The sequence below is a fragment of the Pseudomonas sp. MYb185 genome (assembly GCF_002979975.1).
Classification (GTDB): Bacteria; Pseudomonadota; Gammaproteobacteria; order Pseudomonadales; family Pseudomonadaceae; genus Halopseudomonas.
This window is the reverse complement of sequence record NZ_PCQD01000007.1, coordinates 130,668-156,058: the sequence shown is the minus strand read 5'-3', so window position 1 is coordinate 156,058 and position 25,391 is coordinate 130,668. Positions and strand designations below refer to the sequence as shown.

The following is a 25,391-nucleotide window of genomic DNA, read 5'->3' as shown; positions in this document are numbered from 1 at the left end:
GTGTCAACGCTATTTGAACAAGAGGCCGGCCCGCAGCCGCCCAGAGAAATCACCGCCACCGTCGAAATCCAGACCCTGCTGAAAAATCTGCAGTTGGCACGCACGCCGCTGAATATCAGCTTCGATGGCCGCAGCCAGCAGTTCCAGAGCTATATCGTCGGCGTAGACGGCCCCAATGCCCGTCTGCTCATCGATGAACTGATTCCCCATATCGGTGACAAATGGCTCACCCAGGGCGAAAGCTTCCGCATCGATGCCTGGCGGGACGGTGTGCACATCCGCTGGCATGGCAGCGCAGCGCTGAAGGTGCTGCTGGAGGATGCCCCGGCCTTCAGCGTGCAGTTACCGACCCAGGTCACCTATCACCAGCGCCGCGGCGCCTATCGCGCGACCATCCAGCGCAGCATCGACACCCATCTGGAACTGATCCATGCCCGCCATGAGCGGCAATTCGCCGGCGAACTGCTGGATATCTCCGCCACCGGCTGCAAGCTGCGTCTGGCCGGTAACCAGCTACAGGCCCTGCAGCCGGGTGAATGCTATGAGCACAGCCGGCTGCTGTTGCCCGAGGAGGTCCGCTTCGATGTCAATATCGAGGTACGCCACTGCGAATACCATGAAGCAGGCGACGAAACCCACGTCGGGTTACGCTTCCTCCACCCCGCCCCCCAGGCGCAGCGGCATATTGACCGCTTCGTCCACTACCTGCAGCGCGAAGCGCGGCGCCTGGCCAAGGAAGACTTGTTCTAGGGTCAGCCCGGCCGATGCTCGTCACCATCCTCATCGACCGGCTGCTCCTGGATATCGTTCTCATCCTGCATCTGTTCGATGACCACCTGCTCATCCACCCGCGGGTCGATCGCCGCGGCCAGTGGTGAACTGGCCAGGTTACCGGCTGCCGGCATGAACTGGATCGGCGCCTCGTCCACCAGGTTCTCGCCGGTCACCCGCTCCGGCCGCACGAAGATCACCAGCAGCAGGCTGCTGCAGGCCATGAACACATACAGCATCCCCGCGCCGCCGAACTTCATCAGCACCGAGCCCAGCAGCGGGCCGGCACTGGCACCCAGGCCGAAGGTGACCAACAGCATGGCCGACAGCAACACCCGCTGCTCCTGCTCGACGTGGTCATTGGCCAGCGCCACGGCCAGGGGATACAGGGTAAAGGCCAGCAAGCCGAACAGCCCGGTAAGCAACATCAGGAACTGTGGCAACGAGACCAGGGCAATCAGCAGCGATACCGTGGTCAGGATGATGGCGTTGACCTGGATCATGCGGCTGCGGTCCAGGCGATCGGACAGCCAGCCAGCCGGCCATTGCGCCAGCAGCCCGGCGCCGATGGTCACCGCCATGAATACACCGATGAACTGGGTATCCAGCCCGATCGAATTGGCATAGGCCGGTGCCAGGCCGTAGAAGGAACCGAGCAGCAGACCGGACACACCGATGGTGGTCAGCGCCTGGGGAATCTTCTGGACGAACATGCGGATCTCCAGCGGCGCCGGGTGCAACGGCGCCGGGTGCAGTCGGCGGGTTACCGCGACCGGCACCAGGCACAGGGAAAAACACATGGCCACCAGGATGATATGGCTGACGCTCAACTCCGGCATCAGCGTCAACACCAGTTGCCCCAGTCCCAGGCCGAGGAAGGTCACCAGCATATAGCCGGCGAACACCCGACCACGCTGATGGGACTCGGCCTGCTCGTTGAGCCAACTCTCCAGCACCATGTACTGGCACATCATCGCCACTCCGACCAGCCAGCGCAGCGCCAGCCATACCTCCACGCTGGAGGTCAGTGCATGCCCGAGCACCGAGGCGGTCACCACACCGGCGCTGGCGACGAAGGCACGGATATGGCCGACCCGGGCGATCAGACGATGTCCTACCGAGGCGCCCATGACCAGGCCGACGTAGTAGCCGGTCATCAGGATGCCGATCCAGATTTCACTGACATTGTCAGCGGACAGGCGCAAACCGAGGTAGGTACTGAGCAGACCACTGCCCAGCAGCATCAACAGGGTGGAGGTGTAAAGCGAGGAGAAGGAGGCGAATGTGCTGGGCAATGAAGACTCCGATAGACTGAAAATTCGCCATGCCTGGCATTGAAGCACCCAAGTGCCGGTTTCCGTTCCAGCCTACACAGGATAGCAGTCCAGAGCCTGACGGGGGCAATGTCGACCGCCAATCAGAATGGAAAAAGGCAGCGTTGCGCTACCTTTTTCCATTGCCTGCCGGGTCACTCCGGCGGTGTCGGCTGCAAGCCGCTGAACCAGCCGAAATACAGGGCACAGAACACCAGGCTGACGATCGCCAGTACCGCCAGCAGCCAGGGCCACAGCCGCCGCTCCCGACTATAGGGGTCACGCAGCGAGCGCGCCGAGTTCTGGGGCAGGCAGGCCAGTTGAGTCAGGGTGGTACCGAAGCCGATACTGATACGCGCCTGGGTGTTCACCGCCCAGCCGTTGGCATCCAGGATCGGTCCCAGGTTACGGCGGCGCAGCTTGAACCAGGCCATCAGCATCGATGGGCCGGAAATCGCCAATAGCACACCGGCGAGTACCAGCGGCCATTGCCACCACTGCAGCGACAGCAGTCCGCTGAAGATAGCGGCCATCGCCGCCCCCAGGGCTCCTACCGCCAGGCCGATGGCGGCAAAGATCCCGGCGAACTTGGCGATATCGAAGGTCTTCGAGGCGGCACCAGCTTCCGCAGCCGCCTCGGGGCCACTGCCGACCCGGGCGGCACTGCTGTTGACCAGCTCGCTGTCTCGACTGGCGGCGAGTTTCTGGATCTGATCAGATACCAGCCGGGAAATGCGGCGATACGGCGACCAGAAGGCTTCCCGTACGCTGATCGCGTTCTGCACCACCTTGACCACGGTGGCGTCCCAGTCATTACCCTCGCGGTCGTAGAACAAGCCGTTCCGCCCTACCAGCAGCTCCTCCTCGCCACCGGCGGTCACCGCTGCCACGATGTTCAGCGACTCGCGCTCCCTGACCGGTTGCCCCCGGCGGGTACAGGCGCAATACAGCAGAAAGCTGTCGCTGTTGGCAGCGACCTGGCTGTGCGCCTCCACATCAGCCACTTCCACCACCAGGTCACAGCTGCGGCCATCGATGAACAGCCGGCCAGCCTGGAATATCGCCTTGTGCTTGCGGCTGTAGAAATCATAGAAGGAGACGAAGTTGCGCAGCAGGGTCAGCAGCCCACGCTGCAGACGCAGAAGCTTGTCCAGCTCGACCAGCCCATCGGCCGCTTCGGCCACCTCCAGGTCTTTGGCCACCAGGTCCAGCAACCGCGCCTGCATGCCCTGCTCCACCAGCCAGACGATCCGCTCGACGTCCAGCGTCTGCAGAATATCCACCGCCGGCTTCGCCGCCTGCCAGGCGAAATACGCATTGCAGCGGGCGGTCAGGTCATGCCATTGCTCCCGGGTGATGGAATCCACGTCGCCCAGCTGCGGCCTGACCACGTGCTCGCGCAGAGCACGCATGGCGCCACGCCAGGCAGGGTTTATGCCCTTGTCCAGCGGCAGGGCTTCACCGTGTTGCAGGCTGGCCAGCGGCAGCGCCGCGACTTCCTGGGAATCGGCCAGATTCAATGCGGACAGGCGCACCAGCTCGGCCTCGTCAGCATTCATGATGCTGGCCGCCCGCGGATCGAAGGCAACCATTTCCACCCGGGTGAAGTAGTCGTCGATCTTTTCCCGCAGCGCGCCGATCGCCGAGATCGCCGCTTCGGCGTCCGGCCCCAGTGACTGTACGCCATGCTCCAGGGACTGCTGCTGCCACGCCTGCACCTGTTGAGCCTGTTCGAAGAAGCCGTTGATGCTCGCTTCCGACACCGCCGCTTCCCCGCTGCGGTCCGTTTCGGCCCCCATGCAGCTGATGATGTCGGCGATCGCCGCCTGCAGATCGGCATCCTCGGTCAGCGTCGCCGGCACCAGGCCATCGCCATTGGGCTCCGCTGGCGGGAACAGGGCCTTGAGGTCATCGGTATCGGCAGCATCCAGCCCCTGACTCTCCTCCCTGCCGAGAATCTGCAGCAGCCGCCGTGCGGCGACGACCAGATGATGGCTCTCCTTACCCTCGCTGAACGAGGTCAGCGTCAGTGGCTCATCGCGGAACAGCGTCTGCGGGTCGGCCAGCCGCGCCAGGGTCCAGTCCACCGCATCCAGCACTTCCGGCGCGCGAATGCGTCCATCGCCATTGCTGTCGATATAGCCCAGCATGCGCTGGTCCAACTCCAGATTGTGTGTAGGACAGGCCAGCGTGGCCCAGAGCTTCTGATCGAGACTGCGTAGAGCGGCCAGATCGGCAGGAGTGTCCAACTGGACCTGATCGAAGCCGCCGGCGCGGAAGAACTGCCAGCGATGGTTGTGTGAAGTGCCCATAGCGTTCCTTATGGTGAGCGACCCAGGATGACAAAGACCATATTCTGGCAGCAAAGATCTCTTTCGGCGAGACCTGCTCGATGCTCCACCACAGGGCTGGCATCGATGCACTACACTGAGTTTGCTGACACGCCAGCGCAAGCCAGGCGGTCAGCCGCAAAAAGCCGTTTGGCAGCCGCCGGAAGCACTGGTCGGACCAGTTATATAAGTCGCCATCCAGAAATATTATTATTGAAATAACATCATGATTTAAAATGGATTAATTACCAGATATACATAACACATACAAAACAACTGGTCGGACCATATAGATAACATCTAGACCTCTCAAGGCCGCCACAGCAGTATCGGCATGTCGAGAATATGCGCACTCTCTGGAATGCGCATTTGTCATAAAAAAAACAAGGAAATATCACATGAGCCAAACACTTTTGTCTTTGCTCGCATTTTTCCCACTGGTGCTGGCGGGGGTGCTGCTGGTCGGATTCCGCTGGCCGGCAAAATATGCGATGCCCGTTGTCTTCGTGGTTACTGTCATCATTGCCCTGTTCGCCTGGGACATGACTGCAGTCCGCGTGATCGCCTCCACCCTTCAGGGGCTGGTGTTGACGGCTTCGATCCTGTGGATCATCTTCGGTGCAATCCTGCTGCTCAATACCCTCAAGCATTCGGGCGGCATCCTCGCCATTCGCAAGGGCTTTTCATCCATCAGTCCGGACCGGCGGGTGCAGGCACTCATCGTCACCTGGCTGTTCGGGTGTTTCATTGAGGGCGCATCGGGCTTCGGTACCCCCGCCGCGGTGGCTGCACCATTGATGGTCGCCCTCGGCTTCCCGGCCGTGGCTGCGGTCGTGGTGGGTATGATGGTGCAATCCACCCCGGTGTCCTTCGGGGCAGTCGGCACTCCCATGGTTGTGGGTGTGGGCTCAGGGCTTGACCAGACTACCATCGGCGCGCAACTGGCAACGGTCGGCTCTGACTGGCCCAGCTTCTTTCAACTGATCGTGTCGGAAGTTGCCATCATTCACGGGATTGTCGGAATTCTGATGCCACTGTTCATGGTCGTGGTACTGGTACGCTTCTTCGGCAAGAATCGCTCGTGGAAAGAAGGCTTCGAGATCGCGCCCTTTGCGATATTCACGGCCTTTGCCTTTGCCATTCCCTATGTACTTGCCGGTGTTTTCCTCGGGCCGGAATTCCCCTCCATGATTGGCGGGCTGGTTGGCCTGGCCATAGTGGTACCTGCCGCCAAGGCGGGCTTTCTCATTCCAAAGAAAACCTGGGACTTTGCTGATCCCAAGGAATGGCCAGCCGAGTGGATGGGCAGCATCCAGATGAAACTGGACGATGTCGCTGGCAAACGCCCGGTGGCGATCTGGATGGCCTGGCTGCCCTACGTGCTGCTGGCCGGTCTGCTGGTGCTCTCGCGCACCAATGACACTGTCAAGGCCGCCCTCAACAGCCTCAGCCTGCCCTTTACCGACATCATGGGCGAAACCGGCCTGTCCGCCAGCCTTGAGCCACTGTATCTGCCCGGCGGCATTCTGGTGATGGTGGTGATCCTGACCTACTTCCTGCACCGCATGAGCTTCACTGAAATGAAGCGCGCTCTGGGAGAGTCCACGAGCACAATCGTGGGTGCCGGCTTCGTGTTGGTATTCACCTTCCCGATGGTCCGCATTCTGATCAACTCGGGCGTCAACCTGTCCGACCTTCCATCGATGCCCGTGGCCATGGCGGAGGCAGTCGCTTCTTCGGTCGGTGGCGTCTATCCCCTGTTTGCACCCGCCATTGGCGCACTAGGCGCCTTTATCGCTGGCTCCAATACCGCTTCCAACCTGATGCTCTCACAGTTCCAGTTCAATACCGCGGAGCTGCTGGGGATATCCGGAGCGCTAGTGGTCGCTGCGCAATCGGTGGGCGCCGCCGCAGGTAACATGATTGCCATTCACAACGTGGTTGCGGCATCCGCGACCGTGGGGCTGCTTGGCCGCGAAGGTATCACCCTGCGCAAGACCATCCTGCCGACCCTCTACTACGTGACTGCTGCTGGCATTCTGGCCATGCTGGCGATCTATGTACTGGGCGTCAGTGACCCATTGAGCCAGGCAGGGCTCACTACCACCGGGCGCTAGCAACCCCCCGGGTCAGGCGGCGCAGCAGCACCGCCTGACCCGTTCCAGCTACTGCCAACCGTCCAGGCGCATGGTCGCGCGCTCCAGACGCTGCTCCTCATTCTCGATCTCCCGCAAATCATCCCGAATACTGTGAATATGATCTATCGCCGCACGCTTGGCCTGGGTCGGCAGGCGCTCCATCACCGCGTGATACAAGCGCGCATGATGCCGGTCCAGTTGCCGCTTGTGTGCCGGACGGTGATAGAGGTTCTGCACCGAGGCGAATACCGAACTCAGCAGCAGGCTGGTAAGCGATTGCAGGGTATGCGCCAGCACCGGGTTATGCGACGCATCGCAGATTGCCAGATGGAAGGCATGATCCAGATGCGCCAGGGCTTCGGGGTCCTTCACTGCACCAGAGGCATTGGCTGCGACCATCTCGTCGTAGCGCCGCTGGATCAGCACGAAATCCGCATCGGTGCCGCGCAGGGCTGCCAGCCGGGCCGACTCCCCTTCCAACAGGGCGCGGACTTCCAGCAGGTCGAACAGGGTCCGGGGATGGCTGTTGAACAGATGCATCATTGGCGTTTCCGTGCGGTTGCCGATCAGACTCGCCACATAGGAGCCCCGTCCCTGCTCGGTCTTGATCAGCCCCCGGCCGCGCAGCACTTTCAACCCCTCGCGCAGCGCGCTGCGGGAGATGCCCAGCTTCTCGCACTGCTGCCTTTCCGAGGGCAATGCCTGGCCCACTTTCAGGACCCCGTCGGCGATCAGCTTCTCGATGCGGTCAGCCACCACATCACCCACCTGACGCCGCTGCGTCACACCTTCGACCATGACCTTTTCCTTACTCCAATAACTGGTCATACCAGCTTAAAGGTAGTCCGCCAAACAATCCACTACAGGCTCAGGAACCCCTGTATCCAGCTGAGCTGCAGGGATCTTCATTAACAAAAGTACAAGACAAACTGGTCGGACCAGGGACCAATACACTAGACGAAGATCAAGTCAGGCCGCAGTATTCAGACACTTTGCTGTTCATTGACCAAGGGTCATTGACCATCAACACAATAACAGGTGATAGCCATGAACCTTCTGTATGACGAAAAGCTCGACGGCCCCCTGCCCGCGGTGGACAGGGCTGCGCTGATCCAGGAATTGCGTCAGCAGCTTCCCGACATGGAGCTGCTGCACGAACGCGAAGACCTCCAACCCTACGAGTGCGACGGCCTCTCGGCCTACCGCGTGCTGCCCATGCTGGTGGTACTTCCCGATACCGTCGAGCAGGTCGAGACGTTCATGAAGATCTGCCACCAGCGCAAGGTCCCGGTGGTCGCCCGTGGCGCCGGCACCGGTCTGTCCGGCGGCGCGCTGCCGCTGGAAGGCGGCGTGCTGCTGGTACTGGCTCGCCTGAAGAGCATTCTCGAAGTCAATCCGGAGGGACGCTTCGCCCGGGTCCAGCCCGGCGTGCGCAACCTGGCTATTTCCGAAGCGGCAGCGCCCTATCAGCTGTACTACGCGCCCGACCCCTCCTCGCAGATCGCCTGCTCGATCGGCGGCAATGTCGCCGAGAACGCCGGCGGCGTGCACTGCCTGAAATACGGCCTGACCGTACACAACCTGCTGAAGCTGGAAATCATCACCGTCGAAGGCGAACGCATGACGCTCGGCTCCGACGCCCTGGACAGCCCCGGCTTCGACCTGATGGCACTGTTCACCGGCTCGGAAGGCATGCTCGGCATCGTTGTCGAGGTCACCGTCAAGCTGCTGCCCCGTCCACAGGTGGCCAAGGTACTGATGGCCAGCTTCGATGACGTGGGCAAGGCCGGCAAGGCCGTTGGTGACATCATCTCCGCCGGCATCATCCCCGGCGGCCTGGAAATGATGGACAACCTGGCCATTCGCGCCGCCGAGGATTTCATCCACGCCGGCTACCCGGTCGAGGCCGAGGCCATCCTGCTGTGCGAGCTCGACGGCGTCGAAGCCGACGTGGCCGACGAATGCGATCGCGTTCGCGAAGTGCTGGAGAAAAGCGGTGCCACCGCCATCAGCCAGGCCAAGGACGATGCCGAGCGTGCCCTGTTCTGGGCCGGGCGCAAGAACGCCTTCCCCGCGGTGGGACGCATCTCGCCGGACTATTACTGCATGGACGGCACCATTCCGCGCCGGGAACTGCCGAAAGTGCTGCAGGGCATCGCCGACCTGTCCGCCGAGTACGGCCTGCGCGTGGCCAACGTATTCCATGCCGGCGACGGCAACATGCACCCGCTGATCCTGTTCGATGCCAACCAGGAGGGCGAACTGGAGCGTGCCGAAGCGGTCGGCGGCAAGATTCTCGAACTCTGCGTGGCGGTCGGCGGCTCGATCACCGGCGAGCATGGCGTGGGTCGGGAGAAGATCAACCAGATGTGCTCGCAGTTCAATGACGAGGAGTTGCAGACCTTCCATGCGGTCAAGGCGGCATTCGATCCCGATGGACTGCTCAACCCGGGCAAGAACATTCCTACACTGAACCGCTGCGCCGAGTTCGGCGCCATGCATATCCATAACGGAAAGCTGCCTTTCCCCGAACTGGAGCGCTTCTGATGTCTGCACACCACACCCACAGCCCTCGCCCCGGCGAACGCGCCGCCAGTGTCAGCGAGCAGCAACTGCAGGAGCAGGTACTCGATGCCCTGCATGGCAATACCTCGCTGGCCATCCAGGGTGCCAACAGCAAGGCGTTTCTCGGCCGCCCGGTCACCGGCCAGGTACTGGATACGCGTGTACACAGCGGCATCGTCAATTACGATCCCACCGAACTGGTGGTGACCGTACGCAGCGGTACGCCGCTGGTCGAACTCTTTGCCGCCCTCGAAGAACAGGGTCAGACGCTGACCTGCGAGCCACCGACCTTCAACGGCCAGGCTACGGTTGGCGGCATGGTCGCGGCGGGGCTGTCCGGCCCGCGCCGCCCCTGGTCCGGGGCGGTGCGTGATCTGGTCCTCGGCACTCGGGTGATCACTGGTCACGGCAAGCTGCTGCGCTTTGGCGGCGAAGTCATGAAGAACGTCGCCGGGTACGATCTGTCCCGACTGATGGCCGGCAGCTTCGGCCAGCTCGGCGTGCTCACCGAGGTCTCCATGAAGGTGCTGCCCAAGCCGGTATGCAGCCGTCATCTGCGTCTGCAACTGCCTGTCGAAAAGGCCCTGCAGAAGCTGGCCGAGTGGGGCCAGCAGCCGATTCCGATTACCGCGGCCTGCCATATCGACGGGCATCTGTGCCTGCGCCTGGAAGGTGGTATCGGTTCGGTACGCTCGGCCGCCGACCGCATCGGCGGCGAGGAGCTGAACGCCGATTTCTGGGAGCAACTCAATGAGCAGCAACTGGCGTTTTTCCAGGACCCACGCCCCCTGTGGCGCCTGTCACTGCCGCCGCTGACCCCGGAACTGGAACTGCCCGGCACCAGCGTGCTGGACTGGGCTGGCAGCCAGCGCTGGTTGAAGAGCGACGCCGCCGCCGAGGAAATCCAGGCACTGGCCATCCGTCATGGCGGGCACGCCACCTGCTACAGTGCAAATGTCACCGATAGCCCCTTCCAGCCCCTGGCTCCGCTGCTGGAACGCTATCACCGCCAGCTCAAGGCGCAGTTGGATCCCCAGGGCCTGTTCAACCCTGGCCGTCAGTATTCCGCGCTTTGAGATAATGAGGTAAGTCATGCAAACCAATTTAACCGAACAGGCGCGCCAGCTGCCGCGCGCCGAAGAGGCGGAAAGCATTCTGCGCTCATGCGTGCACTGCGGCTTCTGCAACGCCACCTGCCCGACCTATCAACTGCTCGGCGACGAGCGTGACGGGCCGCGTGGCCGCATCTACCTGATCAAGGCCTTTCTGGAAGGCGAAGCCACCACCCGGGAAACCCAGATTCATCTGGATCAGTGCCTGAGCTGTCGCAACTGCGAAACCACCTGCCCGTCCGGGGTCAAATACCACACCCTGCTGGACATCGGCCGTGAAGCCATGGCTGGGCAGATCGAGCGGCCGCTGCAGCAGCGCATGCTGCGCTCGGCGCTGCGCCACGTAGTGCCCAACCCCGGCGTTTTCAACACCCTGCTCAAGACCGGCCAGGCGGTCCGCACCTTCATGCCGGCCGCAGTCAAGGACAAGATTCCGCCCAAGGCTACCCCGGCCAAGCCACGTCCCGAGCCACGTCATGCCCGCCATGTGCTGATCCTCGAAGGCTGCGCCCAGCGGGGCCTGTCGCCCAATACCAACGCCGCCGCCGCACGGGTACTGGACCGTCTCGGTATTTCGATCAAGCCCATTGCCGAAGCTGGCTGCTGCGGCGCGGTGGACTACCACCTCGATGCCCAGGACGCCGGACTGGACCGCGCGCGCCGCAATATCGACGCCTGGTGGCCGGCCATCGAGAATGGTGCCGAGGCCATCATCCAGACCGCCAGCGGCTGCGGCGCGTTCGTCAAGGAATACGCCCATCTGCTCAAGGACGATCCAACCTACGCCCACAAGGCCGAGAAAGTCAGCGCACTGGCGCTGGACCTGGTGGAGTTGCTGGAGAAAGAAGATCTCCAGCCGCTACAGGCCAAGGCCAACCAGCGCCTGGCCTTCCACTGCCCCTGCACCCTGCAGCATGCCCAGAAGCTGGGCGGGCGTGTGGAACCGATCCTGAAACAACTCGGTTTCAGCCTGACCCCGGTCGCCGATGGGCACCTGTGCTGCGGCTCCGCCGGCAGCTACTCGATTACCCAGCCGGTACTGGCCAAGCAACTGCGTGACAACAAGATGAATGCGCTGGAAGCCGGCAAGCCGGACCTCATCGTCACCGCCAACATCGGCTGCCAGACCCATCTGGGTTCAGCCAACCGAACACCCGTGCGCCATTGGATCGAAGTCGTCGAAGACGCACTCAATTGACTACCTGGAGACAACAAGATGCTGAGCAAGCCTGTACTGACCCTCGAAGAAGCCAACCGCATGATCGATGCCGCCTTCGCCGAGGCCGAAACAAACGAATGGAAAGTCACCGTGGCCGTGGTGGATGACGGCGGCCACATCCTGGCCATGCGCCGCATGGACGGCTGTGCCCCCATCGCCTCCTATATCGCCCCACAGAAGGCACGCAGCGCAGCCCTGGGCCGTCGCGACACCAGCGAGTTCGAAGCGATGATCAACGGTGGGCGCACAGCCTTCCTGTCCGCCCCCGAAGTCAGCGGCCTGCTCGAAGGCGGTGTACCGCTGAAGGTCGAAGGTCAGGTAGTGGCCGCCATCGGTGTCTCCGGCGTCAAGCCGGACCAGGACGCCCAGGTCGCCAAGGCCGGCATCGCCATCCTGTAAACCCGAGGAGGAACACTGTCATGACTCAACGTGTGAATATCGAGGGCCTGCAGATCGATGCCGCCCTGCACCAGTTTATCGAACAGCATGCCTTGCCGGGCACCGGTGTGGATGCTGCCGCGTTCTGGTCCGGCTTCAGCCAGCTGGTCCACGACCTGGCGCCGAAGAACCGCGCACTGCTGGCCGAACGTGATCGCCTGCAGACCGAACTGGACCAATGGCACAAGGCCAATCCCGGCCCGGTCCGCGACATGGCCGCCTACCGTGAATTCCTCACCTCCATCGGCTATCTGAAACCGGTCCCCGCCGACTTCCAGATCAGCACCGCCAATACCGACAGCGAGATCACCCAGCAGGCCGGCCCGCAGCTGGTAGTGCCGGTGATGAATGGCCGCTATGCCCTGAACGCGGCCAATGCCCGCTGGGGCAGCCTGTATGACGCGCTGTACGGCACCGATGCCATTTCCGACGAGGATGGCGCCGAGCGTGGTCCGGGCTACAACCCGGTACGTGGTGACAAGGTAATCGCCTTCGCCCGCAACTTCCTCAACCAGAGCATTCCGCTGCAGCAGGGCGACCACACTCAGGTGGAGTCCTACAGCGTGCAGGACGGACAACTGCAGGCGACCCTGCAGTCGGGTAGCAAGACCGGTCTGCAGTCACCGGACCTGTTCGCTGGCTACCAGGGCAACCCGGCCAGCCCGGATGCACTGCTGTTCGTGCACAACGGCCTGCACTTCGAGATCCAGATCGACCGCGACCACCCGATCGGCAAGACCGATGCCGCCGGCGTCAAGGACCTGCTGATCGAAGCCGCGGTGTCCACCATCATGGACTGCGAAGATTCCATCGCCGCGGTCGACGCCCAGGACAAGGTGCTGGCCTACGGCAACTGGCTGGGCCTGATGCGCGGCGACCTGGTCGAGCATATGGAAAAGGGCGGCAAGGCCATGGTCCGCAAGCTCAACCCGGACCGCCAGTACACCACTGGCGACGGCGGCGAACTGACCCTGCATGGCCGCTCGCTGCTGTTCATCCGCAACGTTGGCCACCTGATGACCAACCCGGCGATCCTGCTCGAGGATGGCAGTGAAATCCCCGAGGGCATTCTCGATGCGGTCTGCACCAGTCTGATCGCCATGCATGACCTGCAGCGCAAGGGCAACTCGCGCACCGGCAGCGTGTATATCGTCAAGCCGAAGATGCACGGCCCGGACGAAGTGGCCTTCGCCAACGAGCTGTTCGGTCGCGTCGAGCAACTGCTCGGCTTGCCACAGAACACCCTGAAGATGGGCATCATGGACGAGGAGCGGCGCACCTCGGTCAACCTCAAGGCCTGTATCGCCGCCGCCAGTGCGCGGGTAGCCTTCATCAACACCGGCTTCCTCGACCGTACCGGTGACGAGATGCATACCGTGATGCAGGGTGGTCCGGTACTGCGCAAGGGCGACATGAAGTCCACCGAGTGGATCCAGGCCTACGAGCGCAACAACGTACTGGTCGGCCTGACCTGCGGCCTGCGTGGCAAGGCGCAGATCGGCAAGGGTATGTGGGCCATGCCGGATCTGATGGCCGCCATGCTCGAGCAGAAGGTCGGCCACCCCAAGGCCGGCGCCAACACCGCCTGGGTACCCTCGCCCACCGCGGCGGTACTGCACGCCCTGCACTACCATCAGGTCAATGTGCAGCAAGTCCAGCAGGAGATGGAAAGCATTTCCCTGCAGGATGAACAGGAGGCACTGCTCAACGGCCTGCTGACCGCACCGCTGGCCGAACAGGCCAACTGGAGCGACAGCGACAAGCAGCAGGAGCTGGACAATAACGCCCAGGGTATCCTTGGCTACGTCGTACGCTGGGTGAACCAGGGAGTGGGTTGCTCCAAGGTGCCGGATATCAACAATATCGGCCTGATGGAAGACCGCGCCACCCTGCGTATCTCCAGCCAGCACATGGCCAACTGGCTGCATCACGGTGTGGTCAGCAAGGAGCAGGTGATCGAGACCTTCGAGCGTATGGCCAAGGTGGTGGACCAGCAGAACGCCGGTGACCCGGAGTACAGCCCCATGGCCACCGACTTCGCCAACTCGCCTGCCTACCAGGCAGCACTGGATCTGGTGTTCAAGGGACTGGAACAGCCCAGCGGCTACACCGAACCCCTGCTGCACCACTGGCGGCAGGTGGCCAAGGCGCGCTAAACCGGAACAGGAAATATAAACCCGGAAAAACCAAAGGCTTGCAGGTTAACCACCTCGCAAGCCTTTGTTTCATATGGTGCGCGAGCCCGGATTCGAACCGGGGACCTACCGCTTAGGAGGCGTATATTTTTGCGTCTCACCGTCAACAGCCCTGCTCACACAAATACATTAAATTATTTAAAATCAATGGGTTAACTATATTTATTTGTCCTACCTCGTCCAGCATATTATGATGCCAGCCGATGAGAAGTAGGGACCAATATAGGGACCATTATGGCCAAGCTCACTGATCGGGAAGTAAAAGCGCTGCAGGGCAAAGTAGCCGAAAGTATCGGCGGGCGCGGCGATGGAGCGTTATTATTTCGGCGCAGAGACTCGGGCTCAATCGAGGCCTACTACAGATACCGGTTCAATCTCAAAACCGAAGCCATCAAGATTGGAACCTATGGTCAAATCAGCTTGGCCGCATGCAGGGTAGAAGCCAACGCACTGGCAGCGCTACGCCGAGAACACCCCGACCTGAAAAGCCATCTACAGCAGGTGGAGGCTGACAAGCAAGCAGAAGCCCAGCGGCTGGCCCTGCTCGCACAGGCAGAAGCCCAACGCGGCACCCTCAAGGATCTACTGCAGGACTATATAGCCCACCTCCACGATGCCGCTGTCGACTCAGCGAAAGAAATCGAGCGCATTATCAACGTGGATTTCATTGCCGCCAAGCCCGACATCGTCGCAATGAAGGCCCGCGACATCGAGCCAGGTCATGCACTGGCACTGCTGGAGCCAATCTGGAAGCGAGGCGCCAAAACCCAGTACAACCGCGCCCGAACCTATCTCCACGCTGCCTTCCAATATGGACTGGTGTCCGAGTACGACGTCAGCCGGGAGAGCAAGCGCGTCTTCGAACTCAAGCACAACCCGGTTGCCGCGGTAAAAAAACAGAAGGAAGGTGAGAATGCGCTGGAGCGTGCGCTGAGTGATGCCGAGCTGAAGCACTTCTGGGACAAGTGCGGTGACACCAATCGAGTTGGCGAGCTGACCGCCCTACTCCTGCGGTTCATTATCGCCACGGGAGGGCAGCGGCCATACAGGATGATCGTCGCCCCCTGGACCGACTACGACCTCGAAGCCAAGGTAATGCGCACCGAGAGCCGCAAGGGCCGAGCCAAGCCCCGCATCAGCCTTACACCGCTGACCGATCGAGCACTGGACATTCTCCGCCGCGTTCAGGAAATCAATGGCCAGCACCCCTGGCCCTGGACCTTCACCGGCAAAGACCCGATAGTGATCACCACACCACGAAACGCTGTGCTTAGGTTTCTGGAAGATGAGGCATCAATAATGGACGTGGCCACCGGGCAAAGGGTTGAGCCCTTCACCCCTCGCGACCTGCGCAGAACGGCAAAGCAGATCATGCAGCGGGCCGGCATTGAGCCGCACCTGCGCGACCTGCTGCAGGACCACAACCAGAGCGGTATAGCCAACAAGCACTATGCCAACAACCCGGATGCGGCGCTGCCTGATAAGTGGCGGGCCATTGCCGCCTATGATCAGGCTCTGGCTATAATACTCGCCGGTTAACACGCTACTGAGTGCTGCTCGCTTCTACTCTCGACAGGAGGTCACCAATGCCCCGCATTTCATGGAAGTACTTCTCGTTACTGGCCATGCTCGTCCTAGCTGGCTGCGCTACTCCAAACGTTGATCAGAACGTGGCGCCCAGCCAGCTTGCAAACACCGGTTTAGTGTTCGCAAGTGTCAGCACATCCGTTGAATACAGATACGGCCCCATCGCCCTTTTTAACTTCAAAAAAGGTGGTATTGCAAAATCGCGTGAAGAGCATATCCCCGGCGCTACGCTCAAGCCCAGTGAACTCCAAGAAGACTATGGTCGACTGGTTGTACTGGAAATGCCAGCCGGAGCTAACAGCCTTCAACGCTGGCATGTCGCCCATGGCACAACTCACTATACGCCGAGACAGGACTTTCCTGAGATCAATTTCATAGTCGAGCCCGGCAAAGCGCTATACCTCGGCAACCTGCATATCCATGTCAGGATGGGCAGAAATTTCGTCAATCAACCAGTGATAGGAGACCTTGTTCCGGAGATTCGTGACTTCAGCGAACGGGATGTGGCCATGCTCAAGAGCCGTTATCCGAATATAGGAGATGCTGAAATCATCCTGGAACAACCCTTCCTTGGCCTCTGGTCGCCCACAAACCCCTCTCCGGCCCCATAGAAATAACTGACGCTTGCTTTTGAATCAGGGGCTCTCTACGAGCCCCATGAGTTGAGAGCGGCACCGCCGTTACACCACCGGCAAAGTATTCAACCTATAACCCCAAGGCCGGATGCCATTGGGAGTAGCAGCCGGCAGGCGTTGGCGTTGATAGCCCAGCAGGCCGAGGCAGCGGCCTACTGCCATCTGTGTCGGCTTGTCATTGATCAGCCCCAGCGCCTCAATCAACTGCTGCCCGCTGAACCCAGATGGCCAGCTATTCGCGGCCAGGTGCGTGCGGATGCGTTGTTGCAGCTCATACTGCTTGCGTTGCGGCTCTGGCATGTCTGGCCCTTCGAGCCAGCTACTGGCGCCCAGCTCTGCGGCCAGATCCACGCCGGTGGCGCGCTCTGCCGCCGAGTTGGCACGGGTAGCTGCCAGCCGGCGAGGCATGCCCATACTGCGGCCGGTGGTGAACAATGACCGGAACACTCGGCCAGCGCTGACAACCTGATCGGCCTCGATATGGGCAGCCATGGGTGTTGGCTCTTGCTCATCCGCTGCGGGCGGCATGACATAGGAACCGTGCTTACGGATCGAGGGCAGCACCTCGGCGGTGACCCACTTTTTGAAGCGTTTGGCTGATGCTTTGCGGCTGCGCAGGATGGCCGAGTACAGACCAGACTCGTTGATGACCAGCACTTCCTGATCACCACCAAGGGTACTCACAATCTGAGTACCCTTTTCATCCTCGTCGAGATTACGAGTCATGTTGCTGGCGTCGCGATATTCCAGCGCTACGGCAATATCAGCAGCCAACCACCACGGCTCACCATCCAACAGCACCACTCGTACAGGATTCTCGCCAAAGGCAAACTCCATCGGCTTGCTCATGACTGCGCCCTCCGTGCTTTACGAGGCCGGGATATCACGCTGGCCTGTTCATCGATCAACCCTGCATTGACGTAGTCCAACAGCGCCTCATTGCTCTGGCGGTCCAACCCACCTTCCAGATGACAGACCGCAGCATGCAGCCAGGCATCCAATTCATCGAAAAAGCCGACCACCTGGCCACGCCGCGCTGATTGCTCTGGCGTCCGCGGACCGTCGCTATCGCTGTCGAACATATCCCTCACTATCCACTGCAGCGCCCCCAGCCCTTCAGGTCGCCCGTGCTGCTTGAGGTATTTCAGATAGATACGTGCCAAGCCACGCCCCGCATTGTTACCGCCGGCGTACCCTCCCGTCTTGGGTACAGTCCAGAAGCAGAGCTGATATGGATGTGTGCCGCGCCCCACAAACGGCAGACGATGCAGAGGCTCTACCTTTCGATTGTTGAACTGCAATGCCGGAGCAGCAGCCAACTGTTGTGTCACTTTCATGCTGCACCTCCTTCTACTTCCAGCGCCCGGGCTTTGGCCATGGCTGCGTTGTAACGCTTGAGCCGGACGGACAGAGAGGAATCAGCGCGCAGGGCAGTCAGCGCCTGGGCCCGGTAGCGGGCAGCACGATTTTTTAACGGATTGAGGGTAAGAGTCGGACGTGTCGGCATGATAGGAGCCTCTAGTGTGCGGATTATTTCCCGCTCCCCTGACGCCAATCAGGGTGGACGGGACCATGCAGGTTGGCGTACCGGCCACTAGAAACCGGCGCTGCCGAAGCAGCCCCACACAGCCCCGCCCATAAAGGCCTTGCCGTGTTGCGGACACAAAAAAACCGCGCTGTGGCGGTGTCCGCCTAGTAGTTCCGGGACGCCAATCCCGTGTCGCTGAATTTGCAGTGACGTGGGCACTATGCGCTCTCTTGCGACTAGCGTCAACCCGGTAGGCTAGCCATCGGTGCATTCGCGGCATATTGCATATAGCTGAAACCTATCCGATGATGCGTAGATGATATCAGGCTGCAGAGGTTTTCAGCTCACCCATTGAAAATGGTTAAGCAGTACCTCCAAGGGTGGAGATGCGAGAGCAGGGCTCTACACATCCGTCGCTGCATGAACGAATGGACACTAGAACAAACGGAAGACTTTAGAATGAGCAGTTTGCTATTGCATTTTGACGGGGATATCACTCATGACCACACCGTTTCTCTTCGCACGTTAGGAAAAGCCCTAACTCATCTACAGGCAGCAGTTAATCGCGCACATTTAGATCTGCGCTATGGTGAAGTGTGGAAAGGTGCTCGCCTTCAGAAAGAGGATTACGAGGCGACCGAACTATGGTCTAGGCCACCTCAGGAAGGTGGCTACATCATAGACTTCATTAACGACAGCCCGCAAATTAAAAAAACCCTTACGCGCATGATTAACGCAATAACTCCTACCGTAGAACGGTCCCAACAAAAAGCCATTGTAGCCGCGGGGTCACTTGCTCAGCAGTCAGATATAGCCAAACAAAGAATCGACTCCGGGATAATCCAGCCAGAACAGTTGGCGGATTATATGCCGCGCGCCAACCAACGGCCTTATGGGGACCGCGCAATCAACAAAGAAATCGACCTTTTAATCAGCGTAGTAAGAACCCCAAACGCGGGGCAGAGTACAATTGAAATTGTCATTGGGGGAGACCAAAGCTCTACTTTCAAATTCAATCGTCAAGAAAGCGAAGCCTTCCACTCATATGTATCTACTCGCCAACTCGGTGAGCCATTTATAATATCAGCAAACCTGCGAGAATTAGACGCCAAAAACAAATCCGGCCGAATAGTTAACTTAATCACCGGCCGAGAAATAAAGATGACGTTCACAGATGATAGTTTTGGGCAGATCAAACCATTTCTAGGTTCACCTGATATCATGTCATTCATTGGCTGCCCGATCTATGAGGGAGGCACGTTTGATATTCATGGTGGCGATATATTTTTTCTAAGGCTGGTTTAATGGAAAAGTTTCTGGAGTTCTGCCAATCCCGCTACCAGGACGAGTTGGAGCAGAGGCTGACTCTATCCAACATAATATGCTGGGGCATATTTATATTGTCCTGGCACTCACTCTACAAGCTCAAATCCCCCAGCTTAATTTGCGCACTAAACCAAATAAATGTAAAATACATAACCGATCTTGATGCAGGCATAATCCCTATGCTAACAATATCTGAATTAGCTATTTCTATTTTATTTACTGCTAGCATTCTCTGGCTATCAAAGAAAATATCCGCAGGGCTATTTTATCTATTCACCCTTAAGGGTGATTTCGGAAAACTTATAATTGATATCACAAATAAATTCAACTCAAACACCTCCCCAGACCTACTGGAGAAAAATGCCCTTCCCCATCTGGAAAAAAACCAGAAAAAACTAAGACGATCCAGAAGCCTGTCCACTATTGCTTTAGCTTTATCAGCCTGCGCACTGCTGAATCTTAGCTTCAACTTGGAAAATTTGACCCTAACATTTTTAGGTCTTCTTTTCTTTATAGTCAACACATGGAGGTCCTTCCATTTTTTCATAGAAGAGGTCCTTCCTTATTTTATTGCAGCAAAGTACACAACCGGTGAAATTTCCGACATTTATGATTCCTATAACGCCAGCTGTTAATACTATTAAAACAAAGGGGTGCAGTGACTAACGCAATTCCAAAACGAGCTTTACAGCACACGCCGCAACAAGTTACAGCGCTTCTATCAATTGGTCTTGGCCATTTCAAGCAGACTGTAGATTAAGGTGCAATGCTAGCTCTGGAGTGAAATCAGAACTTTTCGCACAGGTCGGATTACTTTTTGTGTAAGTGCGCACGACCCCTGCGCGGTCATGCCTCTCAGGCTGCTTAGGTCAAAATACATACAGCTAACCCAATACCGTTGGCTTTTTCCCTCCATCCTTAAAGATACACTTAACGATAGAGTCTTTCGTTTACCTTTAAGCTCTCATGCCCCCCAATAAATGATTTATTAATTGTTTCTAGCAAATCCAATACCTGATTCTCTATTTCAAAGAAATCTAATTTCGGCACATGCTGCAATGAAAGCCCTATCATCCTAAAACAATCTATCATTGCTGTCTGGTGTTGCTGATAGCTAAAGGGAGGAATTGACCCGCTTGTAAATTTTCTATTAGACTCATTAATTGCATTATTTACCTCTGTCAAAAAATACGAGTAATCTTCTCCCGGTACGAAGTCACCATCCTTAGAGCCTGGGAATACCATAAAATAAACTCTATACACATCAAATGAAGAAATCGACAGCCTGTCTCTTTTATTGACTTCACCTACAAAAAACTCCTGAAAGAGAGAGAGGTGAGAGATATGATTTGTAAAATTAGAGGTATCCTTGCTGCCAAGATAGCTCATGAGTGCAACGAGTATTCCACCAACCGTGGCAACGAGTACTAAGACGTCCACAAAAAAACCAAATATAGCAATCGGAGCACTATAGTAATCGGCGACATTATTCAAGCACTCATTCCTGAGACAAAAAGAGTAATTCAATCTGTCATCAGCAATCATTACCATTATTGCAGAAGAAAAACTAACCACCACACCCAAACAGAGTATCAAAACTAGAGCATAGATAAAATAATCTAGCTCCTTTCTACCTCTAGTGAGTTTCCGAACTATGTTTTTTAAACGGTTTAATACCCCTAATCTCCTCACGAATCTGGTCACTTGTTCTCTCATACCTTCTCGAAAGTATCCTTAACCTTTGATCAAGCCGATAATATCTTGATCTATACCAATGTGTATGACCTTTGCTGCCAAAGTCACTTTTAAGTCGAGCAAGCATAGCTTTAGCTCGACGAATATCGCTAAAGGATGGGAGAGGTTTTATCTTGTTTAGCCTGGCCAGCAAAATTTTATGTTGATTATGGCCTACACGTGAAAGCTTATTCACTCTTCCCACACAACGATTGTATACCTTACGATAACTATGCGTTGTTATATAATTTGGCTCTGAAGCCAGTCTCTCAACATGCTTCACAGCGGCTCTAATTCTGCCCACCTCATCAGCAGGAAGCCTTGGCGACGAAAAATTAACCCTTAAACTGTGAACAGTGAGCGGTTCACTAGACATCCTATAAACTTTTGTCTTACTCGCTTTAATAGGAAGATCTCTATCTGACAGCATATCTTCAACCAGCTTTTTAGCATATGAAAAATCTGTTGCCAAACCAACCGAAGAGACAGTTATATCATCAACAAGCCTTGTGTATCTTAGACCTTTTAAATTTAATCGCCGAACAACATTCCCCTCAACATCCCATAGACAAAGCGATGCAATATAGCTAGATGTCAGAGCACCTTGAACCAAACGACCTTTATAGCAACATATATTAGTCAATACATCTGCCACATCTTCAGGATATTTTAAAAATTTAGAAAATATATTTAAAACGATATCTCGCTGTATGTTATCAAAAAAGCTCTCAACATCTATCTTCAAAAGACTTTTTGCACCACAATGCACTGCGGCACACGCCACATAATCCTTGCTAACATCCTGCCCTGAACTTCCAGTCTGATTCGGGATTGAACCATATAAAAAACCTGGCCACTTTATTATTTTCGTATCTGAAAAAATACGCTCATTTATCTTTTTTTGAATACGACGAAGAAGGTGATGTGGGTTATATATAGGCCTATTAGTCCCGTCAGCCTTTTTGATATGCATGACTTCCTTGTAACGCTCATCCAACCCCAGGGCCAAAACTTGATCTAAAACAGAGCGAGGAATAGACAGTGCTTGGCAGAGGCTATCAACATTAGCTATAGACGCTGTTGACACTTTCTGGGGAAACAGTCGCACGATTCAATCCCTGATTTAGTGCGATGCGCACCAATCCATAAAATAGGATGCCGAGAAAGGTGTTGCCTTCACCAAATTACCTGTTGAACTCAGCCACCTTTCTCGTGGTGCGCTCGCCATGAAATACTCCAGCAACGCGGGAGCGCAGAGCGCGGGAGTCGGAGACTGCCGCGGCCCCGCCCAATATGTCTAGCTATTAAACTAGACGCCCTAAAGAGCATATTTCAACAGGCTTTAAATTTCGGTTGCAGCAATTGAACGATACGTTCATGCGAAATCGATATTATTATGCCGCCATGCTCGATGCAAGCCTTTTGTTTTCCAATCAATGACGAACTTTTCCTGCCCTCATCTCCCGAAATGCACACAAAACTCCAGCCAATGCAAACCATCAAGGCAGCAGCGCCTCATACCCAGCAACACAAGCCTCTCCGGCTACTCGGCTTCGATCAGACGCTTCAGCATAGACTCCCGCCAATCGGTCAGTTTCTGCAAGCAGCTCGGTAAGCATTCCGCAGGTGGCGGGGGCTGCTTGGCTTCCAGGGGGAGTTGTGGGATTTTCGGTGAGACGGGTTGATAGATGTTCGAGCTGCTTGCGCAGGCGGAGAGCAACAGCGTTAGCGTCAGCAACGCGCTGTTCAGTTTCAGTGAGCTGTTGGTTTGCATCGGTGCGGACCTTTTCAATTTTGGATTGCCATGCCTGCTCGGTGGTGCGGACGTCTGCCTGAGCTCGCTCGCCTGCGGCTTTGACTGTTGCGCGGTACTCGGCGAATTCTGTTTTAACGGTTTGGATCTGGCCTGATAGTCGCCAGCCGTTGAGTTGCCAGCCGAGGGCTACCAGTAGGGCCGCTACGCCCGCGAGAGCGGCGAGTTTTGCGTAGAGTGTGTATTGGCTGATCATGCTGGCAGCACCACCCGCGCACGTACCCAGCCATACAGGAACCGGCGCTGGGACTTGTTGTTCTCAGTGATCTCCAGGTAACGGTTGCCCTGGGTACTGTTCAAGCCGCGTAGCAGCACCAGCCTGCCCTCCTGGCCCCGTGCTGACAGGTAACGGCGTAGGGCATCAATCGACAACGGACCTACCTGGCCATCAACAAACAGATCCTGATAGCCGCTGCCGGGCAGGTTGAAGCCATTTAGCCAGCGCTGCAGAAACTCCCCTGCTCGATGCGGGCCCATGTTGACGCCAGTGTCTATGACCTCTTCAGCAATCTGCTCATCGATGGCGGCAATGCGGTCGAAGCCGGGGGCGGTGATGTAGCGTTTGCGGTAGATGGCTTCAGCAACCGACCTGGGCATGCTACGCATCGGGCCACTGTACCCGTTCGCCCGGGCAACGGCCACAGTGATACCGTAGTTGGTTTCGCCACCGCGATCGGCTGGGTCATTCACATAGCCGCCCTCAGCCTGGATCACCTCAGCGATGATCCGGTCAATCACTTTAGACATATCAATCTCCAGGCGTAAAAAAACCCGCCGGGGCGGGTTGATGAGGTTCAGGGTGTGGGTTTGTCAGTTTCTGACCTTGAGTGGCTTCTGCCTCTTGTACCTTGCGCTGGCAATCAAATTACACATTCACGCCAACAGAAGATGTAAGGCCTAGAAATACAAAAAACCCGCTGAGCTGGGCTTTTACATCATGCACTATCCTCTTTAAAGGATTGCTGTTTACTTGACGATTCGCAAGCCAACCTTCGGTGGCTCAGATTCAAGCCCATGCAGCCTTCTCAAATCAGACAGCTCCGCATGCAAAACAAAAGCCAACTCCTGTTCTGTGTATCCATATTCACCAAGGTGGAGCTGGACAATGTCACGAATCACTGATGGCTGCTCCACCTCAAAATTCAACTCGGGCGGCTCATTGGTTCTGTAGCCTTTTGCGCTGAACTGACGCCACAGCCATTGGTTTTGATTTGCAGTCAAGTAGCCAAGATTATTTGCTGCAATCAGCAACGCTGCCATAGAAACACGCCAAACTGGCTTCAAAGCAGCCAACTTGGGCAAGGTAACCCCATCCATGAAATAAGGAGCTACCTGGTCAGGCGGCAACAATAATGCACCCGCAAAGCGATCCGCCTCCCGCTCCATGTCTGGGGTAGGCAAGCGGTGCATTACGAGGTGCCCAAGCTCATGAGCCAAGGTAAACCGTTGCCGATCCGCTGGGTTATTCCGATTGATAAAAATAAACGGAGGCAGTCCCTTTAGCGTGATGGTCACCCCTGAAACACCTACCCCCTCAAAGTCGCAGTGCACCACAATGCAGCCGGCCCTCTCGACGTACTGAACGAGATTCTTGATCGGGCCTCGGGGTATTTGCCAGGTACGACGAACCAAAGAGGCAATCGCGACAGGATCATTGTCGTAGTCATCCAGATCGAGTCTGGGCAGCTCAAGGTCACGGTCAATTTCAACCGAGCGCAGCAACGTTTGATAGTGCGAGAGCCTAAGATTCAGGCCAGCCTCAAGCTGCTCCAACTCTTTCACAGGTACAGATGCCTTCTTTCGAAACATCGGGTGCACGCTGACCGGCAACCCAAACGGCTGAAAGCTCTGATAAAAATATGAAGGTGGAAACTGCAGGGTATCAGCCAGTTTCTGCACCACCTCTTCCGAGGGCTCAGATAACCCGTTCTCCATCTTGGAGATCGCGCCTTGCGTCAACCCACTGTCCACAGACAGCTTCGTCTGGCTCAAACCCCGAACCTGACGAGCCACTCGGAGGAGGTCGGAGTTAAATCTCATGATCGTTTCGCATCGTCTAGCCTAACTTCGCCTTTTTTCTGAATAGCCGAACGCACCACTGCCTTCCGCTGGGGAGTCGGGGCCTCGCTCTCTTCTGTTTGAAGAGGCAGCGGAATAACACGAGCATCGGAGTGCAGGAGGCTGAATTTCCAGAGCACCGCCACCCCTTGCCGGGCGACAATAATAATGTCCAAAATGGATGTTTCAAGCTCATTTAGCTGGTAGACCACCTCAACCCGCATAAGATCCGGTAGGTTCAGCGGCGGCTGGAGGTGGTCATGATACGCTTGCGATTCCTTCGTTTTGACGTTGCCACTTACCCCCAAGTGATCCCCTTTTTTGAAGCGGAATAGCACCTGCTGATCAACCACAAAGTAAGTGGTGTCAGAGCGAGCAAGAATCGCGACACCAGACACACCTGTGAGCTGCTTCACTGCTGCATGCCGTGTCTCCTCCCAGACAAAATTGGCCCTTGATCTTTTATTCCAGCGCCCGACAAACTCACTGCCCAGCCAAGTTGACCACGCGTTACGTAGGGAGCCGGTCAAGGCCGGGAAGTGCGGTTTGAGTACGTTGAGCACTTGCTCTTGATCTGGGAACGGCATTGCATAACTCCTTGAAGAGGGATCAGCAATACGCTACCGTCA

The 25,391-nt window shown here is 57.4% G+C and carries 23 protein-coding genes; 11 read left to right on the top strand and 12 right to left on the bottom strand.

Annotated features, from left to right (window positions below; all coding sequences use genetic code 11):
* A complete protein-coding gene (locus CQ007_RS12640) occupies positions 1 to 750 on the top strand; it encodes a flagellar brake protein (protein ID WP_105646187.1) in 750 nt (249 codons plus the stop codon).
* Between the two features lie 2 nt (positions 751 to 752).
* On the opposite strand, the gene CQ007_RS12635 is transcribed toward CQ007_RS12640, so the two are convergent.
* Both CQ007_RS12635 and CQ007_RS12630 read right to left on the bottom strand, forming a co-directional pair.
* Positions 753 to 2,066, bottom strand: a complete 1,314-nt coding sequence (locus tag CQ007_RS12635) for an MFS transporter (RefSeq protein ID WP_105646186.1) — start codon at positions 2,064 to 2,066, stop codon at positions 753 to 755.
* Positions 2,067 to 2,239: 173 nt separating this feature from the next.
* The gene (locus CQ007_RS12630; RefSeq protein ID WP_105646185.1) at positions 2,240 to 4,396 is read right to left on the bottom strand and encodes a hypothetical protein; all 2,157 of its coding nucleotides are present in this window, start codon (positions 4,394 to 4,396) and stop codon (positions 2,240 to 2,242) included.
* A 416-nt stretch (positions 4,397 to 4,812) separates the two neighbouring features.
* Between CQ007_RS12630 and CQ007_RS12625 the strand changes: the two genes are divergently transcribed.
* Positions 4,813 to 6,531, top strand: coding sequence for an L-lactate permease (locus tag CQ007_RS12625; RefSeq protein ID WP_105646184.1), 1,719 nt, complete (start codon positions 4,813 to 4,815; stop codon positions 6,529 to 6,531).
* Positions 6,532 to 6,579: 48 nt separating this feature from the next.
* On the opposite strand, the gene glcC is transcribed toward CQ007_RS12625, so the two are convergent.
* Positions 6,580 to 7,350, bottom strand: a complete 771-nt coding sequence (gene glcC / locus CQ007_RS12620; protein WP_105646183.1) for a transcriptional regulator GlcC — start codon at positions 7,348 to 7,350, stop codon at positions 6,580 to 6,582.
* Positions 7,351 to 7,599: 249 nt separating this feature from the next.
* Between glcC and glcD the strand changes: the two genes are divergently transcribed.
* The 7 genes from glcD to CQ007_RS18840 all read left to right on the top strand — a co-directional run bounded on the left by glcD (position 7,600) and on the right by CQ007_RS18840 (position 16,279).
* Entirely contained in the window at positions 7,600 to 9,099 is a 1,500-nt protein-coding gene (glcD, locus tag CQ007_RS12615) for a glycolate oxidase subunit GlcD (RefSeq protein WP_105646182.1), read from the top strand.
* Positions 9,099 to 10,193 carry a glycolate oxidase subunit GlcE gene (glcE, locus tag CQ007_RS12610; RefSeq protein WP_105646181.1) on the top strand — a complete coding sequence of 365 codons (1,095 nt, stop codon included), beginning with the start codon at positions 9,099 to 9,101 and terminating at the stop codon, positions 10,191 to 10,193. Before glcD ends, glcE begins: the two co-directional genes overlap by 1 nt.
* Positions 10,194 to 10,209: 16 nt before the next feature.
* Positions 10,210 to 11,427: a glycolate oxidase subunit GlcF gene (gene glcF / locus CQ007_RS12605; RefSeq protein ID WP_105646180.1), complete on the top strand. Its 1,218-nt coding sequence runs from the start codon at positions 10,210 to 10,212 to the stop codon at positions 11,425 to 11,427.
* Between the two features lie 18 nt (positions 11,428 to 11,445).
* A complete protein-coding gene (locus tag CQ007_RS12600; RefSeq protein WP_105646179.1) occupies positions 11,446 to 11,847 on the top strand; it encodes a heme-binding protein in 402 nt (133 codons plus the stop codon).
* 20 nt (positions 11,848 to 11,867) lie between these two features.
* Positions 11,868 to 14,042 (top strand): malate synthase G, encoded by a 2,175-nt coding sequence (locus CQ007_RS12595; RefSeq protein ID WP_105646178.1) that lies wholly within the window; start codon positions 11,868 to 11,870, stop codon positions 14,040 to 14,042.
* Between the two features lie 273 nt (positions 14,043 to 14,315).
* On the top strand, positions 14,316 to 15,620 hold the full coding sequence (locus tag CQ007_RS12585) for an integrase family protein (protein WP_105646177.1): 1,305 nt from the start codon (positions 14,316 to 14,318) through the stop codon (positions 15,618 to 15,620).
* 47 nt (positions 15,621 to 15,667) lie between these two features.
* A complete protein-coding gene (locus CQ007_RS18840) occupies positions 15,668 to 16,279 on the top strand; it encodes a hypothetical protein (protein ID WP_146114585.1) in 612 nt (203 codons plus the stop codon).
* 69 nt (positions 16,280 to 16,348) lie between these two features.
* Here the strand turns inward: CQ007_RS18840 and CQ007_RS12575 are convergent, their stop codons facing one another.
* The 3 genes from CQ007_RS12575 to CQ007_RS19030 are packed head-to-tail and all read right to left on the bottom strand — an operon-like array spanning position 16,349 to position 17,810.
* Positions 16,349 to 17,152, bottom strand: coding sequence for a Bro-N domain-containing protein (locus CQ007_RS12575; protein WP_105646175.1), 804 nt, complete (start codon positions 17,150 to 17,152; stop codon positions 16,349 to 16,351).
* Entirely contained in the window at positions 17,149 to 17,640 is a 492-nt protein-coding gene (locus CQ007_RS12570) for a hypothetical protein (protein ID WP_105646174.1), read from the bottom strand. The genes CQ007_RS12575 and CQ007_RS12570 overlap by 4 nt, the downstream gene beginning before the upstream one ends.
* Positions 17,637 to 17,810: a hypothetical protein gene (locus CQ007_RS19030; RefSeq protein ID WP_177424348.1), complete on the bottom strand. Its 174-nt coding sequence runs from the start codon at positions 17,808 to 17,810 to the stop codon at positions 17,637 to 17,639. The genes CQ007_RS12570 and CQ007_RS19030 overlap by 4 nt, the downstream gene beginning before the upstream one ends.
* A gap of 480 nt (positions 17,811 to 18,290) precedes the next feature.
* Here CQ007_RS19030 and CQ007_RS12565 point away from each other — a divergent pair, with 480 nt between their 5' ends.
* Entirely contained in the window at positions 18,291 to 19,136 is an 846-nt protein-coding gene (locus CQ007_RS12565; protein ID WP_146114584.1) for a hypothetical protein, read from the top strand.
* Positions 19,136 to 19,792, top strand: a complete 657-nt coding sequence (locus CQ007_RS12560) for a hypothetical protein (protein ID WP_105646172.1) — start codon at positions 19,136 to 19,138, stop codon at positions 19,790 to 19,792. Before CQ007_RS12565 ends, CQ007_RS12560 begins: the two co-directional genes overlap by 1 nt.
* Before the next feature lie 295 nt (positions 19,793 to 20,087).
* Here the strand turns inward: CQ007_RS12560 and CQ007_RS12555 are convergent, their stop codons facing one another.
* The 6 genes from CQ007_RS12555 to CQ007_RS12530 all read right to left on the bottom strand — a co-directional run bounded on the left by CQ007_RS12555 (position 20,088) and on the right by CQ007_RS12530 (position 25,349).
* Complete coding sequence (locus CQ007_RS12555) at positions 20,088 to 20,873, bottom strand: retron Ec48 family effector membrane protein (protein ID WP_256582284.1); 786 nt, start codon at positions 20,871 to 20,873, stop codon at positions 20,088 to 20,090.
* Positions 20,794 to 21,999 carry a reverse transcriptase family protein gene (locus tag CQ007_RS12550; protein WP_218278874.1) on the bottom strand — a complete coding sequence of 402 codons (1,206 nt, stop codon included), beginning with the start codon at positions 21,997 to 21,999 and terminating at the stop codon, positions 20,794 to 20,796. Before CQ007_RS12550 ends, CQ007_RS12555 begins: the two co-directional genes overlap by 80 nt.
* Positions 22,000 to 22,390: 391 nt before the next feature.
* Positions 22,391 to 22,900 (bottom strand): DUF2514 family protein, encoded by a 510-nt coding sequence (locus CQ007_RS12545; protein ID WP_105646169.1) that lies wholly within the window; start codon positions 22,898 to 22,900, stop codon positions 22,391 to 22,393.
* The gene (locus CQ007_RS12540) at positions 22,897 to 23,451 is read right to left on the bottom strand and encodes a glycoside hydrolase family 108 protein (protein ID WP_105646168.1); all 555 of its coding nucleotides are present in this window, start codon (positions 23,449 to 23,451) and stop codon (positions 22,897 to 22,899) included. Before CQ007_RS12540 ends, CQ007_RS12545 begins: the two co-directional genes overlap by 4 nt.
* A gap of 219 nt (positions 23,452 to 23,670) precedes the next feature.
* Positions 23,671 to 24,744 (bottom strand): ImmA/IrrE family metallo-endopeptidase, encoded by a 1,074-nt coding sequence (locus CQ007_RS12535; RefSeq protein WP_105646167.1) that lies wholly within the window; start codon positions 24,742 to 24,744, stop codon positions 23,671 to 23,673.
* Positions 24,741 to 25,349 (bottom strand): hypothetical protein, encoded by a 609-nt coding sequence (locus CQ007_RS12530; RefSeq protein ID WP_105646166.1) that lies wholly within the window; start codon positions 25,347 to 25,349, stop codon positions 24,741 to 24,743. The genes CQ007_RS12535 and CQ007_RS12530 overlap by 4 nt, the downstream gene beginning before the upstream one ends.
* Positions 25,350 to 25,391 lie beyond the last annotated feature (42 nt).